Source organism: Methanococcus voltae (assembly GCF_017875395.1).
Classification (GTDB): domain Archaea; phylum AGJL01; class Methanococci; order Methanococcales; family Methanococcaceae; genus Methanococcus; species Methanococcus voltae_C.
The window spans coordinates 46,588-62,967 of sequence record NZ_JAGGMO010000004.1; the positions used below are offsets into that span (position 1 = coordinate 46,588).

Annotated in this window: 21 protein-coding genes, 1 tRNA gene and 1 CRISPR repeat array; of the genes, 11 read left to right on the forward strand and 11 right to left on the reverse strand. The window is 26.3% G+C overall.

Features of this window, described 5'->3' with window-relative positions:
• Positions 1–9: 9 nt before the first annotated feature.
• Positions 10–354, reverse strand: a complete 345-nt coding sequence (locus tag J2127_RS05325; RefSeq protein ID WP_209732535.1) for a hypothetical protein — start codon at positions 352–354, stop codon at positions 10–12.
• Positions 355–630: 276 nt separating this feature from the next.
• Between J2127_RS05325 and J2127_RS05330 the strand changes: the two genes are divergently transcribed.
• Positions 631–1,563, forward strand: coding sequence for an HNH endonuclease domain-containing protein (locus J2127_RS05330; RefSeq protein WP_245326472.1), 933 nt, complete (start codon positions 631–633; stop codon positions 1,561–1,563).
• 1 nt (position 1,564) lies between these two features.
• The gene (locus J2127_RS05335) at positions 1,565–1,888 is read left to right on the forward strand and encodes a nucleoside triphosphate pyrophosphohydrolase (RefSeq protein WP_209732536.1); all 324 of its coding nucleotides are present in this window, start codon (positions 1,565–1,567) and stop codon (positions 1,886–1,888) included.
• Between the two features lie 46 nt (positions 1,889–1,934).
• Here J2127_RS05335 and J2127_RS05340 read toward each other — a convergent pair whose 3' ends face one another.
• The 7 genes from J2127_RS05340 to J2127_RS05370 form a co-directional block, all read right to left on the reverse strand.
• The gene (locus J2127_RS05340; protein ID WP_209732537.1) at positions 1,935–2,195 is read right to left on the reverse strand and encodes a type II toxin-antitoxin system RelE family toxin; all 261 of its coding nucleotides are present in this window, start codon (positions 2,193–2,195) and stop codon (positions 1,935–1,937) included.
• Positions 2,196–2,218: 23 nt separating this feature from the next.
• Positions 2,219–2,470 carry a DUF2683 family protein gene (locus J2127_RS05345; RefSeq protein ID WP_209732538.1) on the reverse strand — a complete coding sequence of 84 codons (252 nt, stop codon included), beginning with the start codon at positions 2,468–2,470 and terminating at the stop codon, positions 2,219–2,221.
• A 179-nt stretch (positions 2,471–2,649) separates the two neighbouring features.
• Positions 2,650–3,249, reverse strand: coding sequence for a hypothetical protein (locus J2127_RS05350; protein ID WP_209732539.1), 600 nt, complete (start codon positions 3,247–3,249; stop codon positions 2,650–2,652).
• Entirely contained in the window at positions 3,246–4,523 is a 1,278-nt protein-coding gene (locus J2127_RS05355) for a hypothetical protein (RefSeq protein WP_209732540.1), read from the reverse strand. Before J2127_RS05355 ends, J2127_RS05350 begins: the two co-directional genes overlap by 4 nt.
• Positions 4,524–4,706: 183 nt before the next feature.
• The gene (locus J2127_RS05360) at positions 4,707–4,952 is read right to left on the reverse strand and encodes a hypothetical protein (protein ID WP_209732541.1); all 246 of its coding nucleotides are present in this window, start codon (positions 4,950–4,952) and stop codon (positions 4,707–4,709) included.
• A gap of 49 nt (positions 4,953–5,001) precedes the next feature.
• Positions 5,002–6,759, reverse strand: a complete 1,758-nt coding sequence (locus tag J2127_RS05365) for a transglutaminase-like domain-containing protein (protein WP_209732542.1) — start codon at positions 6,757–6,759, stop codon at positions 5,002–5,004.
• A 577-nt stretch (positions 6,760–7,336) separates the two neighbouring features.
• Positions 7,337–7,741 (reverse strand): MarR family transcriptional regulator, encoded by a 405-nt coding sequence (locus tag J2127_RS05370; protein WP_209732543.1) that lies wholly within the window; start codon positions 7,739–7,741, stop codon positions 7,337–7,339.
• A 172-nt stretch (positions 7,742–7,913) separates the two neighbouring features.
• Between J2127_RS05370 and J2127_RS05375 the strand changes: the two genes are divergently transcribed.
• The 7 genes from J2127_RS05375 (at position 7,914) to J2127_RS05405 (ending at position 11,063) form a co-directional block, all read left to right on the forward strand.
• Positions 7,914–8,120: a DUF2080 family transposase-associated protein gene (locus tag J2127_RS05375; protein ID WP_209732544.1), complete on the forward strand. Its 207-nt coding sequence runs from the start codon at positions 7,914–7,916 to the stop codon at positions 8,118–8,120.
• 26 nt (positions 8,121–8,146) lie between these two features.
• Positions 8,147–8,596 (forward strand): hypothetical protein, encoded by a 450-nt coding sequence (locus J2127_RS05380; protein ID WP_209732545.1) that lies wholly within the window; start codon positions 8,147–8,149, stop codon positions 8,594–8,596.
• Between the two features lie 11 nt (positions 8,597–8,607).
• Positions 8,608–8,859: a DUF2540 domain-containing protein gene (locus J2127_RS05385; RefSeq protein ID WP_209732546.1), complete on the forward strand. Its 252-nt coding sequence runs from the start codon at positions 8,608–8,610 to the stop codon at positions 8,857–8,859.
• The gene (locus tag J2127_RS05390) at positions 8,840–9,823 is read left to right on the forward strand and encodes a tyrosine-type recombinase/integrase (RefSeq protein WP_209732547.1); all 984 of its coding nucleotides are present in this window, start codon (positions 8,840–8,842) and stop codon (positions 9,821–9,823) included. Before J2127_RS05385 ends, J2127_RS05390 begins: the two co-directional genes overlap by 20 nt.
• Before the next feature lie 92 nt (positions 9,824–9,915).
• Complete coding sequence (locus tag J2127_RS05395) at positions 9,916–10,077, forward strand: hypothetical protein (protein WP_209732548.1); 162 nt, start codon at positions 9,916–9,918, stop codon at positions 10,075–10,077.
• Complete coding sequence (locus J2127_RS05400) at positions 10,037–10,366, forward strand: hypothetical protein (protein ID WP_209732549.1); 330 nt, start codon at positions 10,037–10,039, stop codon at positions 10,364–10,366. The genes J2127_RS05395 and J2127_RS05400 overlap by 41 nt, the downstream gene beginning before the upstream one ends.
• 10 nt (positions 10,367–10,376) lie before the next feature.
• Positions 10,377–11,063, forward strand: a complete 687-nt coding sequence (locus tag J2127_RS05405; protein ID WP_209732550.1) for a hypothetical protein — start codon at positions 10,377–10,379, stop codon at positions 11,061–11,063.
• A 406-nt stretch (positions 11,064–11,469) separates the two neighbouring features.
• A CRISPR array of direct repeats spans positions 11,470–12,623; the repeat unit is 37 nt; unit sequence GTTTCAATCCTTGTTTTAATGGATCATGCACTGTGAC.
• Between the two features lie 885 nt (positions 12,624–13,508).
• Here the strand turns inward: J2127_RS05405 and J2127_RS05410 are convergent.
• Together J2127_RS05410 and J2127_RS05415 are read right to left on the reverse strand one after the other, a co-directional pair.
• Positions 13,509–13,593 (reverse strand) — tRNA-Ser (locus J2127_RS05410).
• A gap of 138 nt (positions 13,594–13,731) precedes the next feature.
• Positions 13,732–14,265, reverse strand: a complete 534-nt coding sequence (locus tag J2127_RS05415) for a hypothetical protein (protein WP_209732551.1) — start codon at positions 14,263–14,265, stop codon at positions 13,732–13,734.
• A gap of 211 nt (positions 14,266–14,476) precedes the next feature.
• Here J2127_RS05415 and J2127_RS05420 point away from each other — a divergent pair, with 211 nt between their 5' ends.
• Positions 14,477–15,028, forward strand: coding sequence for an HNH endonuclease (locus J2127_RS05420; RefSeq protein WP_209732552.1), 552 nt, complete (start codon positions 14,477–14,479; stop codon positions 15,026–15,028).
• 92 nt (positions 15,029–15,120) lie between these two features.
• Here the strand turns inward: J2127_RS05420 and J2127_RS05425 are convergent, their stop codons facing one another.
• On the reverse strand, positions 15,121–15,996 hold the full coding sequence (locus J2127_RS05425) for a DUF2334 domain-containing protein (protein ID WP_209732553.1): 876 nt from the start codon (positions 15,994–15,996) through the stop codon (positions 15,121–15,123).
• A 188-nt stretch (positions 15,997–16,184) separates the two neighbouring features.
• On the opposite strand from J2127_RS05425, the gene J2127_RS08520 reads away from it, so the two are divergent.
• The gene (locus tag J2127_RS08520; RefSeq protein WP_281063937.1) at positions 16,185–16,310 is read left to right on the forward strand and encodes a hypothetical protein; all 126 of its coding nucleotides are present in this window, start codon (positions 16,185–16,187) and stop codon (positions 16,308–16,310) included.
• Positions 16,311–16,380: the final 70 nt, after the last annotated feature.

Genomic DNA, 16,380 nt, shown 5'->3' on the forward strand with positions numbered 1-16,380 from the left:
TATTTAAATTTAAAACTTGTATAAATTAACATTTCCCTTTATAACGCCCATATTTATAAAACCTTCATTATTTGATGAGCTATTAGCTCCAAATTTAGAATTATAATCATTATTTTCCAAATTATCTAAATTATCCAGTATATTTTTAAAATAAATTCCTTTATCGGATAATTTATAAATATCTTTATTATTCAATACAATTTCTAAGTTTAACAGTTCTAACATTATCATATCTAATTCATTATAATCTATTCTTAAAACACTTTTTAATTCTTCAAATTGTAATTCTTTATTTACATGCAAACAATTAATTATTTCTTTAACATGTTCTTTTGAAATCAATTTATCCATCATAATAAACCCTCGAGATTTTTAATTGGATATATTAAGAATTAGTACTTAATTAGTTAAATCGTTAATTTAAATAATAATATTTTCTAAAAGATTACATATATAATTTAAGGTTTTAACGGGTTAAAAAGTTTAAATTTATAAAAATTTGTTTCGGTAATATTTTATATTCTTAAACCCAAATATATTTTTATTATATTTGAGGGGATTATTATTAACGAGTACATAGCAACTTGGAATAATATAATAGCAAATTGTAGTTATGATAATACATATAAAATGGCGTGGGCTAAGGCATTGGTAGAACTATGTGTTCTAAATACGGATTTAAAAAATATTAAAAATAACCAAAATTCAACAATTTCATTCACATTCGAAGAAATTGCAGAGCTATATTTAAAATATTATTGGAATCAAACAATATACTTTGATTTAGTACAGGGCTCTAATCTTACAAAATTACCTGTCATTATACAGCACGTTAAAAAATTGATAAGAGAATATAACGCTATTGCAGGAAATAATCCTAAAAAATATGAAAAAATAGATTTTAAAGCATTAGGTTTAGAAAAAGCTTACAAAAATACTATAAAAAAGATTTCTAACGTACTACCTGAAAATGTAGCTTGGAGATTTAAAAAATTAAATAAAAATACTTACGAAATTTATGAATTAGACTTAGAAAAAAGAACTGTTAGTTTTAAATTAGAAGATGCAATGATTTTAAACAGGTACTCTGATTTAATGTTCCAAATAATAAATTATCGATGGACACAGATGTTAGAAGGTTTTAACTTATCTCCTCGAATATCTTCAAAAGTAAAAGTTTGTGACCAACCTGAAATTAAAAGAAATAGCTTAAATAAATTTAAAAAGTTTTTAGACTGCGAATTTGAAGATGAATATAGGTATTGTTTTTACAGTACTGAAAAATTATCTAACGATTTAACTTCTATAGACCACGTTATACCTTGGTCTTTTATGTACTCCGATGATATATGGAATTTAGTTTATTGTAATAGGTGCATAAATTCAAGTAAATCAAATAAAACGCCTACCGAAGATACTATAGAAAAGTTAGAAGATAGAAATATATTACTCTTAAAAAAATTGGAAAATTCTGTATATTCTACAAGTAAAGTTACTAAGGAATTAAATTTAGCGATTAAAAAAGATTATGTTAGAAAATTTTGGATAGCTTCGAAGGGATAACATGAAAATTCACTATAATAAACTCGTAAGGGGTAATATTATTGATATTATAGAAAAAGACAACAAAAAAGCAAGTTTTCACATTGCAAACGATGAAGAATATAAAATAAAACTCTATGAAAAATTAAACGAAGAAATTGACGAATTTAAAAATAATCCTTGTGAAGAAGAACTTTCAGATATTTTGGAGGTAATTTATACAATATCTAAACTTAATAATTTTGATTTAGAAACTGTTGAAAAAATAAGAAAATCTAAATTATTAAAAAATGGAGGATTTGAAAAAAAGATAATCCTTGAAGATGTTGATATTGAAGAGATTTGAATTTATAAAAATTTATAAAAAAAGTAAGAAAATAATATTTAATAAATTAATATGCATCGTCATGATGTGCATATTCTAAAATAATAATGGTATTAACATCTTCTTTAATTTCATATATTAAAACAAAAGAAGAATAAACGTGAATTCGATAATTACCTTTTAATTCATGCCTTAAAGGTTTTCCACAATATGGATTTTCAATTAATTTATTAAATGATTTGTTTAAAGCTTCCGCATGCTTTTTATCTTTTCTAGCTATTCTTTTAATTTTATTAGATAATTTTTCATTTGCAATTTTTAATTGCATTTTACCATCTCTTATAATGGTAATTATAAACCGAGTAATTCACGCCTATAAGCTTCACTAGTTATATCCACATTTTCCGAAGGCAAACTTTTCTTGTTTGCAAGTACTGACTGAATAAATTCTTCTTTGAACGTTTCTTTATTTAATATTTTTTCAGCGTATTGTAAAACGATATAGTTTATAGCTTCACTTTTATCCTTGAATTCTTCAGTCGTTTTTACCAAGTTGATTATTTTATTGGTATTTTCATCTAAAGTAATGTTTGCTTTTACCATAATTCTTCACCTTTCACGCTCATACTAATATATTACTTCATGTTATAATAAGTTATTCCAACTAACTTCGCATAACGTAATATATTATATTCTTATTTTAGCACATATATTTATTCTAAAAAAATGGAAATTTAAAAAAAAGATAATCCTTAAAGATGTTGATATTGAAGATGTTTAAGTTATTTATTTATAAAGTCTATGCAATCATAACATTTATTATTCGCTTCTGATTTTAATATTACAAGTCTTGGTAAATTTTTAAATTCTTCATCATACTTTTTTAAACATTCATACGTGGATTTTAATGCAATACTATTCCCTTCAGTATCAAATCTGTCATAATCATTAGCGTCTGTAGTTAAAAATGTTGGATTTACCGGTACCGTATTATGATTTATTGTCCACAATATGAAATTAGAAAATATTTCAATATCTGCGTCATTATCTGTTAAATCATCTAATAAGCTATAGTATAATCGATTGAATGATTGGTTTGTAAAATCAGAATAATTTACCATTTTCACAATTTTATTTAAATAATTACTGATTGCCCCATATATGGTAACCTTTTGTTCTTCAGTTATTCTACCTTCATTGACATAGTGTTTTAATATCTTCATAGACCTATGAAGTACTTCATTCTTCACTTTTTTACACGTTGTAGCATCATTATATGTGGTCAAATTATTTTCTTTAAGAAATTCCGTTACTAATTTATTTTGTGGATCTAAATTAATATGTTGTCCTATTACCACACAAGAATCTAAAAATAAATTCATAAGCCATTACCCCCAAATTCCTTTCTAAACTCTGATTGGATATCTTCATCAAGTTCAATCCTTAAAGATTCGTTCTTTAATTCTTCATAGGATGGGCGTAATTCAGCATATTTTTCATCTAATTCATTTAATTTTTTAGATAAGTTATCATCATAATCTTCTAAAATTGATAAATAAGCTTCACTATTAAACTCCGGTGATTCTTGATCAGGTATTGGAAGTAATATATCATATATAAATTCATAGAATAAACTTTTCATCTCCAGAATTACAGGTTTTGATTTTTTTATATCATAATTCCTTAAATATAAATTTAAAGTGTTGAAATAATTCCATAAAATAACTTCACGTTCATCTTCATATTTTCTGAAATTTAATGTATTTTCTAACCGATTAATAGCTTTTTTTAATTCATCAATAGGGTCGTGAGTTATGAATTTTGTAAGTTTTTGTTTATTTGATTCATAATTGATTAATTCATCAAAACAAGTTTCTAAATTACGTACTGCTTTTTTTAAACCATCGTCAAGAACGGCATTTCCAAAAATATCCATTTGAATGCCTTTGTACGGACTAATTGAATTTATAAATATAAATTCATGTTTTACATTATCATATTTTCCATGAATTTTAACAGACCTGTTGGCAAAACTAAGAATACTTTCTTGTAAATTTTTAGGTAATCCCAAATAACTACCTTTTATTTTTCTACTAACTGTTTTTAAAGTAAATTTCTTAAGATCTAAATCTACAGCAGTTAGTATCCCATATTTATCCACATGCTGTGGTTTGTGATATTTAGAATCCAATTCTTCAATTATTTTCATTTTAGATTTGTTAAAATAAGTATATTCTGAATTGCTTTTTGGTAACTCTTCACTACAACATATACTTATATCATTTTTGTCATTGGACCAAACTCTAGAAGTATATTTAATAATGTCGGGAATCCTGAGTTTTAAATTATTATCTATAAGGTGTTTTTCAATGTCTTCACCAGTTTCTGCATTATTAATGTCTGATACATAGTTATTGACTACACCATATAATTTAGTTGAATCATTGGTTGCAGTTGAACATTTTAAAATGGCAGAGCCTGGTTTAATATCTTCGATATATAATGTAAATTCAGCAGGATTTTCCTTAAAACCCCTTAATTTTTCAACCAATTTTTGAAAATCACCAGTTATTTTTGAAAATTCTTCCATGGTTATTTTATGATATTTAACAGATTTTCCGTCAATTCGTAACCATAAAGCTTTATTTTTTATCATATTATCCTCTTGTAAAACACTATAATATTATAAAACTTATAAAAAAATTAAAAAAATTGTAATTTAATATTATTCCATTTTTATTTTAACTATAACATATTATAATTTTTACTAATATATAATAATTATCATGCAAATTTTTTAATATTGTGTCGATTAAATAAAACTATTACTACCATTATATTATTCAGCCAAAATAATATATGTATAACCATCTTCTTTTTTAACGAACTCACACTTATCTAAATCAATTTTTTCGTCAATAAAATCCACTATATACGATTCAAACATTTCTAAAATATCTTCTTTAGAAACAGGCCTACTAATATCAATGTGTAAAATCATAGTTTCTTTTTCTTTACCATTTTCAAAAGGTGTAATTTCAAAATCTGTATAATCATTTTTAAATTTATATAATATTTTTTCCATATTTTCACCTTAAAACTTTTAATAATAGTAAAATAAAATAATAAAAAAATTAATATCCAATATTAATTTCTAAAATATACGGATATTCTTTATAATTATCTTCAACGTTGCTTTTAAACGTTGTATATATTCCCTTATAGCCATTATGTTTTTCTAATTCGTTTTCAACTATTAAATAATAGTTATATTTTAATTCAGGTGCTAAATCTTCCAAATAATAATTTATTTTCTCGCCAGATTTATAATTTGAAGGTAGATATTTATTAGTCAAATTTTTATCAAGATTTATATTTTTATCCCCTAAATCGTTGTTTAAATTTGAAGTTGCTAAATTTAACATGTAAGGCGTTATGTACCTTTTTTTAGTCATATCTTTTGTATCTTGAACTTTCGAAACTATTGTTTCATTATTTTTTAATTCTAACTTGTATATACGTAAATTTTCAATATTATACTTACTTAAGTAATTACCTAAGTTAAATATTGTATTTACTTGGTCTATTGCATAATAATTGTTACCATACTCTATCGCTGTAAAACTGTGTCCTTCTCCACCATATTCTTCAAGTTCTACGATATAGGCACCATACTCTGCATTTAATAGATAAGCACAGCTGAACAGCGTATAATCTGAACATACACCGCTTTTTAGTTTATACATTTCAAAAGGTGTATATGGTCTACCGTAATCTTCTTGATTGGCTCTTGATTGATTATACTCAAAGTTTTTAGCTTGGAAGTTTGCTAAATTAACTGTAGTTTCTAAAACGTTATTTGATTGTAAATAAGTTAATTTTGGTATCTCTTTTAAATATTTGGGCTGCAATAAAGCTGTTGAATAATCATACATATCGATTATATTGTTATTGTCATAATCGTCATAATATCCGTAAATTTCTTCTTTTGGAAGTACATAACCTGTTGAATCCTGATTTTGAAACATTGACATTATTGCATTTTGATTTAAAACAATTAATCCAACTAAAACTATGATTGATAGTAGACCTACGTTTTTAATTGAAAATATATTATTTATTTTATTACTTTTATTCTTAGTATTATTTTTACTAATTTTTTTATTGCAATTATTGTTTCTTTTTAATGTATTATTTTTATTTTGTTTATTATTCTTAATTTTGTTTTTATCATCTGTTTTACTTTTTTTAGACTTAAAAAATTTATTATTATCTTTATAATTCTGATTTTTTAAATAAAAATCATTATTTTCATTGTTTATTGATTTAGTTGTATCTTCCTTTTTTCTAATTAATTTTCCATCAGTTTTTTCATCTAATTCCATGTATTTATAATCATCCCATTCTTCGTCGAAATTATCATCAACAGATTCTTGAATTTCTTGGTTTATAGAATATCCTTTTAGATTATTCTTAAAATCTTGATAATATTTTACATCGATATATTTCGCATAATTCTCACTATTTAACAAAATATCAATAAGTTCAATTACTTTATCATTTTGCTTTTTTATGTAATAATTGTCTATTTCATCCTCTATTTGTTTAACATCTTGCTTATATATTTTAGAAGATAGTATATCATCGTAAAAATTTTTAAATTCTGGTTTTTTATCTTTAGAATTGCTTATTATATACTCAACATATTCGTCATCATCATAAAGACGATTACCGCTATCTAATATATTTTCGATATATTCTTTCGAAGATTCGTGATTTCCGTTTAGATACTCTATATAAGCATAATACATATTCATAGAGCCACTTGAACCATTATATGCTAATTCTCGTTCAATTAAGGTTTTAACCTTTTCATATTCGCCATGATACATTAAAGGTTTTATAACACGAATTATTTCGGAATGAGTATGAATTTCTTCATCCAGTATACGATTATAGTCATTTACTATTTTTTCTAATTCTTCGATATTCCCACCCTATGATATAATAATATTAAAAAATCTTTAATTAACTGTTTATATATTTTATGAAAAAAGTTAGAAAAATAATATTACATATTTGGTGTTTTGTATTATAATATTGTATATACAAAATTATGTATGAGGTAGTTTGTAATAATGGTATAATTAAATAAATATATATTTATTTAATTCTTATCTATACTATTCAATAGATATGTATAATATTGTATATACAAAAAGCCACTTATTTAAGTTAACTTTTATTTAATATATTAACTTGTTTTAGTTATATGGTTATGTACTTCATAACAATACTACATTTACTATTGATTTAACATATTAAGTATTACATATTTATTAAATAATAATCTAATTTTGTATATACAAAAAGCAATGTAAAAACATTAACACAAAAAGCAAAAAGTATTATATCATAATATTCAATAATAAAAAAGTAATATCAATAACTTATAAAAAATATTATTAATTATTTTTGAAATTTAACATTACCACCAATATTTCCAGTATTTACAAATCCAGAATTATCATTAATTGTATTATTACTTTGTATATTTTTTTTGGCATTGTTTGAATCTTTTATAATTATTTCTATATTTTTATTTCTTTCCAAAGCTTCAGAAATTTCATAAATTTTAATAACGGATTTTCCCAAATCCGAAAGTTTAAAATATGACATTGGCATACTCTCTCCTTTGGGTTCTCTGCGCTTAAATACCAATTTTTTTTTAACTAACGTCGAAAGTATTTTACTTAAATTTCCACTATCTATATCTAATTCGTTTTGTATTTGTCCAGAATATAATTCACCCCGATTATACAAAATATATAATATTTCCTTAACATATTTTTTAGTTAATGTTTTTAATAACATAGTATACCTCAATTAACACTATGTATATTTTTTCAGTTATATTATATATTCCATATTTGAACTTTTTTACAGCGTTGTAATTATATGGAAAAATATAAATACTAGGTTAATTAAATTATACATTACTGTACTAAAATACAGATATGTAATGTAAAAATAAAAGGTGAAATTTGTGAAAGTAGTTCACGAATACGAGGGGGTTGTAAAACCATTAGGAAACTCAGGTCGAGTTCAACCTGCAATACCTGGAAAATTAATTGGTAAACGGGTTATTGTAAAGGTTTTAGATGAAGAAACAATAAAAGATACGGAAGAAAACCATGAACCTAAAAATAAAAAATATAAAACGGAGTGTAAAAAAATAGGGGATAAAAAATAAAAAAATTGTGAAAATTGAGGGGAACTATGGAAGCTGTTGAATACTACATAATGCAAGGAGAAAATGGAGAAGAATATGATTCACATAGAGCACATTGGGAATCGGTTAATCATGAAAATAAAGAGTTTAACAAATTATTTAAAGAACATAAGGAATCAATAGAACAGTTCTATAAAACACAGTATGGGAAGAAAGTTTTATTGAAAAAAGTTAAAAAAGAGGAGTATAACGCTTTTAGCTTTAGAAAAGATAAGTTTGTTATCGATAATGCGATTGAAGATATAAAAACTTTAATCGGGCGAGTAAATGACTCAGTTTTATTTGTAGATGTTTTTACAGATGAAGCTAAAGTCTATATGTCTTGTCCAGAGGTTCAATTCTGTCAAACGATTCCTTTTGAAACCTTAAAAGGTTTCCACTTTTGTTGTAAACGATTAAATGAAGAGTTTGATGCTGAAATAATGTTTAAAGATTAGAGGGGGTTTTAATGCGTAAATATTTTTACACAAGAAATAAAATTGATTCAAGAGATGTAAGGTATTTCTTACATAAAATAGAGGAATTAAAAGAAATAAATCCCGAATATTTAGTTCAAGCAGTTAAATATGAAAAAAAGCACAAAGTTTCTATAACTTTATCGGAAAGAGAAGCTAAAATCGTTGAAAAATATGGAAAAGCCACCGACATATTGATTAATTATTTGCAAGAGGCAGAGCTACATGAAGGATACCAATATTAATGATTTACTAATGATTAAAGAGAAGCGGAAGAAAAAGGAAAAAGTTGGAAGAAGCACGCAAATGGAAGACTGGGTGGATAGATACATTGAAGAACGGGAATTCGACGGAATTAAACAAAATACTATTAAAAATGATATTACCCGATTGAGAGTTTATTTGAGATTTTGCTTTGAAACACATCACACAAAACCTGAAGACATGACCACTGAAGATTTTGTTAAATTCTTTAACTATCTTGAAAAAGAACGTGAAACTTCAAGAAATACACAAAACAGGTATTTTAACTTTTTAAAAGTTTTTCACAGAGTTTTTAAACTTAAAAACTTTAAAGAGTTTGAAATAGATTCACAGGATAGAAAGAGATTTGGTAAGATTGAAGTAAAACATTACGATGCAATGACTCTTGATATTTTAAATTCGATAATTGAAAAGATTATTCAGCAAAACTCTAGAACTAAAATAAGGGATATTACAATGTTAAGGTTGCTTTGGGATACGGGTTGTAGACATTCTGAAGTATTAAATTTAACCTATGGAGATTGCGACCTTAAAAAAGGTGAATTTCTACTTAGAAATACTAAAGGGAGTAAAGAAAGAAAGGTAGTTTGTAGTTATGAAACTTTAAAGCTGTTGAATTATTATGTAAAGCATAATCTTTACAATACGCCCAATAGTCCGTTATTTCAGAATGATAAAGGTGAAAGGGTAAATAATACATGGCTTGGAAAATCTTTTAGGGAAGCAGTTGAGGAATTAAAGAAAGATGGGGAAATTCCTCAAAATAAAAGAATTGTAATTCATTCTATTCGACACGGTAGAGCAGTTGATATGTTGAATAAAGGTGTTGGTATAGACATTGTAAAAGAATATCTTGGTCATAGGTCAATTGAAACTACTTTGTTTTATAGCCATTCTAAAGAGAGAACCGAGGGCATGCTTAACGATTTAAAAGATTTATTATAACTAATCATATCCATCAAAGGATTTTTACGAGTGAAACGAGTAAAAAGGGTTTGAGCGAAACGATTTAAAAGATTTGTTATGAGGGGATAATCATGAATCCATATGTTGTTTTAAAAATAATTAAAAAGGTAGCATCTTATTATGAAGAAGTTACTGTTCACGATAATGGGGATGAATTAATAATCTGTAAAAAGAGTAACGGGGGTGAAGAGTTTGGCAACTCAGGAAGAAATATTGCAGTTAATTATAGATAATGGTGGGGTTATCAGTACTGCAGAGCTGAACAAGTTAGCGAGTTATAAAAGTAACAGTCAACGTTTACAACAATTGATTAAGAAAAAAATAATATCTAAAGTAAAAGGACCCAATAAATCAATGATTTACTTCATAATAGACTTAAAATATATCACTAATGAATCTAAAGAATCTGAACTAATCGTATTAAACCTAAATGAAGATTTAAGCAACTATGAAAAACTTTTAAAGTTTTTTGAATTAAAAGCAGATAGCGAAGCTGTAAAGAAAATAAAATCAGTTTTATAAGGTGGTTCCAATGGTTAATACTTGGAACGGACAAATAAAACCTGGAAGACCGCCCAAACATAAAAATAGTACTAAAATTTTAGTATACTGTGATTTAAGCGATAGAAAATTCTTAGAAAAATATTCATCAATGTACAAAGTTTCAATGTCTGAATTCGTAGTTAGATCTATTAAATCCAAAGTAGCTAATCAATACTTTGATAATGAAAAAAATATTAAAATAATAAAATATTTAAAGCGAGCAGTGATATCAATGGTTGATAAACTGAATGATATAAAGCAACGGTTAGAAGAAAAAGAACAACAATTAGGTACTTTAACTGAAGAGAATGATTTAAATGTTGAAAAAGTAACTGTCTTACAAAGGTATATCAAGCTTCAACGGTATTCCACTACCGAAGAATTCAATAGATTTTTAAAAGAAAATGAAGAGTTACTTTTTAACCTGGAGGTGTTGTCATTTGAAGATAAAAATCAACTGAATACTAATAAAATTATAGAATCTGAAAAGAAAAATCAACAAAACACAATATTTGCAAGGAATATAGTTAAAGGTTCTATTGAAACGTTACAGGAATTAAATGAAAAAGAGGTTACTAATGGATTAACAGAGCAAGATTTAATCCTTAAAAGTATCCAATACGAGATGATTGAGAAGTATGGAACTCCTGAAGAGATTAAAAAATATATTTGCTAATACCTTTTTTTGCTTTTTTTAATTATCCTTGTTTCAATGGATTATACCAAACCCTTTTATTCACTTCGTTCATAAAACAAACCCTTTTTACTCGTTACACTCGTAAAAATCCTTTATACTAAAATCATAGATTTTAGGTATTTTAAAAACCGTAGGTTTTTAAGATGATGGACTCGAAATGTAATTAAAATATCAAATCTCCGATTTGACATGAAGCCGTTCGCCCATCGACAATGTAAGTTGTCGAGCTATAAATCTGAAAGATTTATTTAAAGGCAGTTGGGCTTTCAACCAAACCCTTTTTACTCGTTTTACTCGTAAAAATCCTTTGATGGGAATTTAATAAGAAAATAAAAATATCAAATCTCCGATTTGACATGAAGCCGTCCGTCCTAAGGCAGTTGGGCTTTCAATCCTTGTTTTAATGGATCATGCACTGTGACGGTGAAAAAATGATATATCAACTACATTGCCCACATTGGTTTCAATCCTTGTTTTAATGGATCATGCACTGTGACAGTAACATTTGAAAATTTTGATAATAGTGAAAGTATGTTTCAATCCTTGTTTTAATGGATCATGCACTGTGACATATTTTATAAAACGGTGTAATAAATGCCAAGTGTAGTTGTGTTTCAATCCTTGTTTTAATGGATCATGCACTGTGACATAGGAGATAAATATGGTTCAAGTGCTTTAGCTTGTTTCAATCCTTGTTTTAATGGATCATGCACTGTGACATTTATATGGGATATTGACGTACCTGACAAATGTAGTTTCAATCCTTGTTTTAATGGATCATGCACTGTGACTAGTCGATAGATTATACACTAAAATGTTTAAATAGGGGGGTAATATGGAGTTTCAATCCTTGTTTTAATGGATCATGCACTGTGACCCTCGACTAGTTTGGTCATTTTTGTGTAGGGCTTGAAGTTTCAATCCTTGTTTTAATGGATCATGCACTGTGACTTTACGCTCATGGAACTTCAAGCAATTTCCGGAAGTTTCAATCCTTGTTTTAATGGATCATGCACTGTGACTTTCTTTAAATGTATGCTCCTCTTCTTTGAACATATCAGTTTCAATCCTTGTTTTAATGGATCATGCACTGTGACTTCTTTAATGTTTGCAAGACCTACAATTTGTTCAAGTTTCAATCCTTGTTTTAATGGATCATGCACTGTGACAAATAAGTATCTGCCTCATCGGTACAATGTAGTTCTGGTTTCAATCCTTGTTTTAATGGATCATGCACTGTGACAGCTACTATATCAAATAATAACGCTTTCGATATCAAGTTTCAATCCTTGTTTTAATGGATCATGCACTGTGACTGTTAATAATTTATTTAATACAGTATGATCAATTTGTTTCAATCCTTGTTTTAATGGATCATGCACTGTGACTCAATAACTTGCTTAGTCTTACCTAATCCTTGCTGATCGGAGTTTCAATCCTTGTTTTAATGGATCATGCACTGTGACTAGATGTTAATGCTACCCGTATACTATATAATATAGGTTTCAATCCTTGTTTTAATGGATCATGCACTGTGACACCAAACTAAATTATTACTCATCAATAAGCATTTAAAACAGCTTATGGATAAAACAAAGCTTTATTTAACCGTATCACAAAATTTATTCAATCTGACAATATATAGTTTGTTTTAGGCCCTATATAAAAGTTATCATTTGTATTTTAAAAATATAATTCGGGGTTAGTTGAATAAGTAAAAAGTAACTCATTTAATAAACAGAAAGTAATTACTAATTGATAATCAAAGGATATAGAATTAATTGAGCACATGAATAACACCATAGATTAAACAAAGCTTATAAAGAACTCCAAATTTTATAACCCTAAAAAAAGGAGCTCAGAATGGGCTTAATAATTTTGGATTTTGAAATGCGTTATTACAAAGGTCATCTAAAAATCATACTAAGTATTACTATAATGTTATAAAACTGTCTAAAAATACCCTTTTAGTTATAGGACTAAAATGTATTTTTCTTTTATAGATATATTGCCCCATATATGATATTAATCTATTTTTTTATACGTAGGACCACCCTATTTTACGAGGTCCTGCGCCCGAAAACGTAGGACCACATATATCGAAGGACTTCAATATATTGAAAATTCCCGAAATAGGACCCTAGTCCTGCAACCTGTCAATCAACTTTACGGGTCCTTTTTGCCATATGCTCTTTATAGCCCCAACGGCGGATAGTTTACTTGGTGCCTTTTTGAGATTTTCTTTAAAAACTCTTTAAATTAAAAAATAAGTTCAATAAGCCCGTAGATAGATTTTAAAAAAATAAGCGTATAACGTACTTAAATAAAGCTATAAAACTATAAAATAACCATATTAAAAGAATAACAAACTTAAATAAAACATATTTTAAAACTAAGCTTAAATAAAACTTCAATAAAAGAATACGCGGAGACCGCGATTTGAACGCGGGTTGAGCAGAGCTCAACGGGATTAGCAGTCCCGCGCCGTACCAGGCTGGGCCATCTCCGCACCGTATAATTAATAGTTGACTTCAATTAGTCACAAATATAGGATGGTGATTCTACTATATAAACATTTCGGTTAAATTTATAAATTTAGATTTTTAGAGATTCTATACGCCATAGGATAAAAATTTAAAATTATTTATTATTTATTTTTAAATCTAGATACTGCATATAGTATGAAAAACAAAATTACTCCCAATATAATTATATACGACTGGTAATCTTGGAAATTGTACATATTTATTAATAATTTTGGAAATCCTGTAACTATGAGTAAAAAATATATCAAATATTTTGATAATTTGTAAGTATTGTTATTTTTAACATTTTTTATGTCATCTGCATCATTTTCATTGCTTTTTTTATCATTGCCAATATTATATTTATAATTTTCATGTAATATACATAATATACTGAATAAAAATATAAATTGACCGAGTAGTGCTACAAAAAATCTTAAATCTAGCCCTGCAATTTCATACATTGATAGGTAAGAATAAAAATCATAATAAGCTATTAAACCTAATAAAAACCCCAATGGTAATAATATATAGCTTTTATATGTATATAATGGCTTTATATCACGTTTAATATAATTTCCAGTTATTGTAAAGTAAAAATCCACTATTGCGAAAAGCAACAGCCCTATAATCATAAAACTTGAAATATATTCCATAATTCCCCTCAAAAAATTTTTATCAAAATCCCCGTAATTAGTAATATATTTTTCTTATTTTTTATTAGTATCATATTGCCCTATTAATGGCGTGTAATATAGAATAATTTATATAATATGTAAAATAATATTAACATAATGAAAATATATGTAATTTAATATGTAATTTATAAAGTAATAATTCATGGAAATCAAAAAAGTAAGTGATTAGATGCCAGACAAGGAAGTAAAAACCGTTGAAGATATGATATATTACCAATATGCCAAAATAATGGCCAAAAGTGCCTCTAGAAATGGTAAAAAAATGGGTTATGGCTTTATAAAAACTAAATTTAGGAACTTAAAAAGTGGTAAAATTTCATGGTCCAGTATAATGAGAGAAGACTTACAGTTTGTAGGGTCTGAAAAGAAGTGCATATACTGTGGTTGCACTGAAAACCTGACTAAAGACCATATTATTCCCAAATCCATCAACGTAAATGAGAGATGTAAAGATTGTGACAACGTTCAAGGTATTCATAACATAATTTGGGCTTGCAAATCTTGCAATAGTAAAAAAGGTAAAAAAGGACTTTATGAGGTATATGACCGAATTTATCCCGATGATGATAAATTTTTTGATAAAATACCTTCATTGGTAGAAAAAAAGTATTTAAAACTAGTATATAGATGTTGTAGTTGTGCAAACAAGTTGGATTATGAAATTGATCCAAAAGACGGTTCGGTATTGGATATAGATTACTGTTTAAAAGAATTTAAATAAAATATGGTAAAAATTATAATTTATAATTATATTGTATTATCTTATAATATATTATAATTTTATAATAGCTATATTATTTTAAAATATTACAATTATTGATAGTAATCCAAAATTTCTTTATTTGATTCAGCGAGGAAATAATCCAAAAATTCAATACCATTACCATAATTCACTGCTTTTGGGTGAATTGACAGGGTGAATTGCTTATTTTCTTTTAAACTATTTCTATAATCAATTAATGAAATATTCTTTACCTTTTCGGTACAATTTTCCGGAGTATACCAAGTATATTCCTTATTAGTAATTATAACTTTTTCAAAATATGTTTTATTTTGATTATTTTTAGTTTTTAAGATGTAATAGTCCATAATTATTGTAAAGTTTCTTTTTAAAAAGTTATCTTCTGAATCCTTAGATAGCTTATATCTTGGAGTAATAACGTAATTTATCTTCTTTGTATCAAAATTACAGTCTTCTAGGATTTTAAGAGAATTATCGGTTTTTTCATTTGCTACAGCTTCGCTACAATTGTATTCGCCACCAATATGGTCATAGCCGTGATATTGGATGTGATATCCCCTATCATCCAATTCATGCAGATATTCTACGAATTTGGGATAATTTGACAGCTTATTATCGCCTGCGTGGTTAGTTATAACAAATAAATAAGTCCTAGTAGAATAATGATTATTGTCTAATACTTCAATTATTTCTTCCATTTCTTTAAAATAGACTGGACTTACATCATGTATCAAAACTATAGGTGTTGAAGCGCTATAAATTTGTTTATCATTTGATACATCTTTCAAAGGATCGTATTTTGTGTGATAATTGTTAAAAAACATTAAAGTGGTAAATAATACCAAAAATAACAATATTATACAATATTTAGACGATAATTTAAATTTAGATTTAGAGTTATATTCGTTAGATTCTTTAGGTTTTTTAGAGTTTTTTACTTCTTTCATAGTCCACCCTTATTTTAATATAATGCAAAGGACTATTATAGTAAAATTAGTATAAAAATATATACACATTGAATTAATAAAAAAAGATGTAAAATGTGTAATTTGTTAAATTTGTTAAATAATTTAATTTAATTTAATTTTTACTTTCGTTTTTCGGATGCTTAACACAGCACACTAATCGGAATATGATGTCAACAGTGAATATAATTAATAACAATACGGCAAATAATAACGCAGATATTTCTGTTTCAAGGTATTTGGAAATCAGCCAAGCTATTAAAAGCACGGAAAGAAGCCCAACTACCCTTGCATAGTGTGATTTATCGATTTTGTTCATAATACCCCCTTTATTTCCTGTAATTAAATTATATTTATTATCCTATA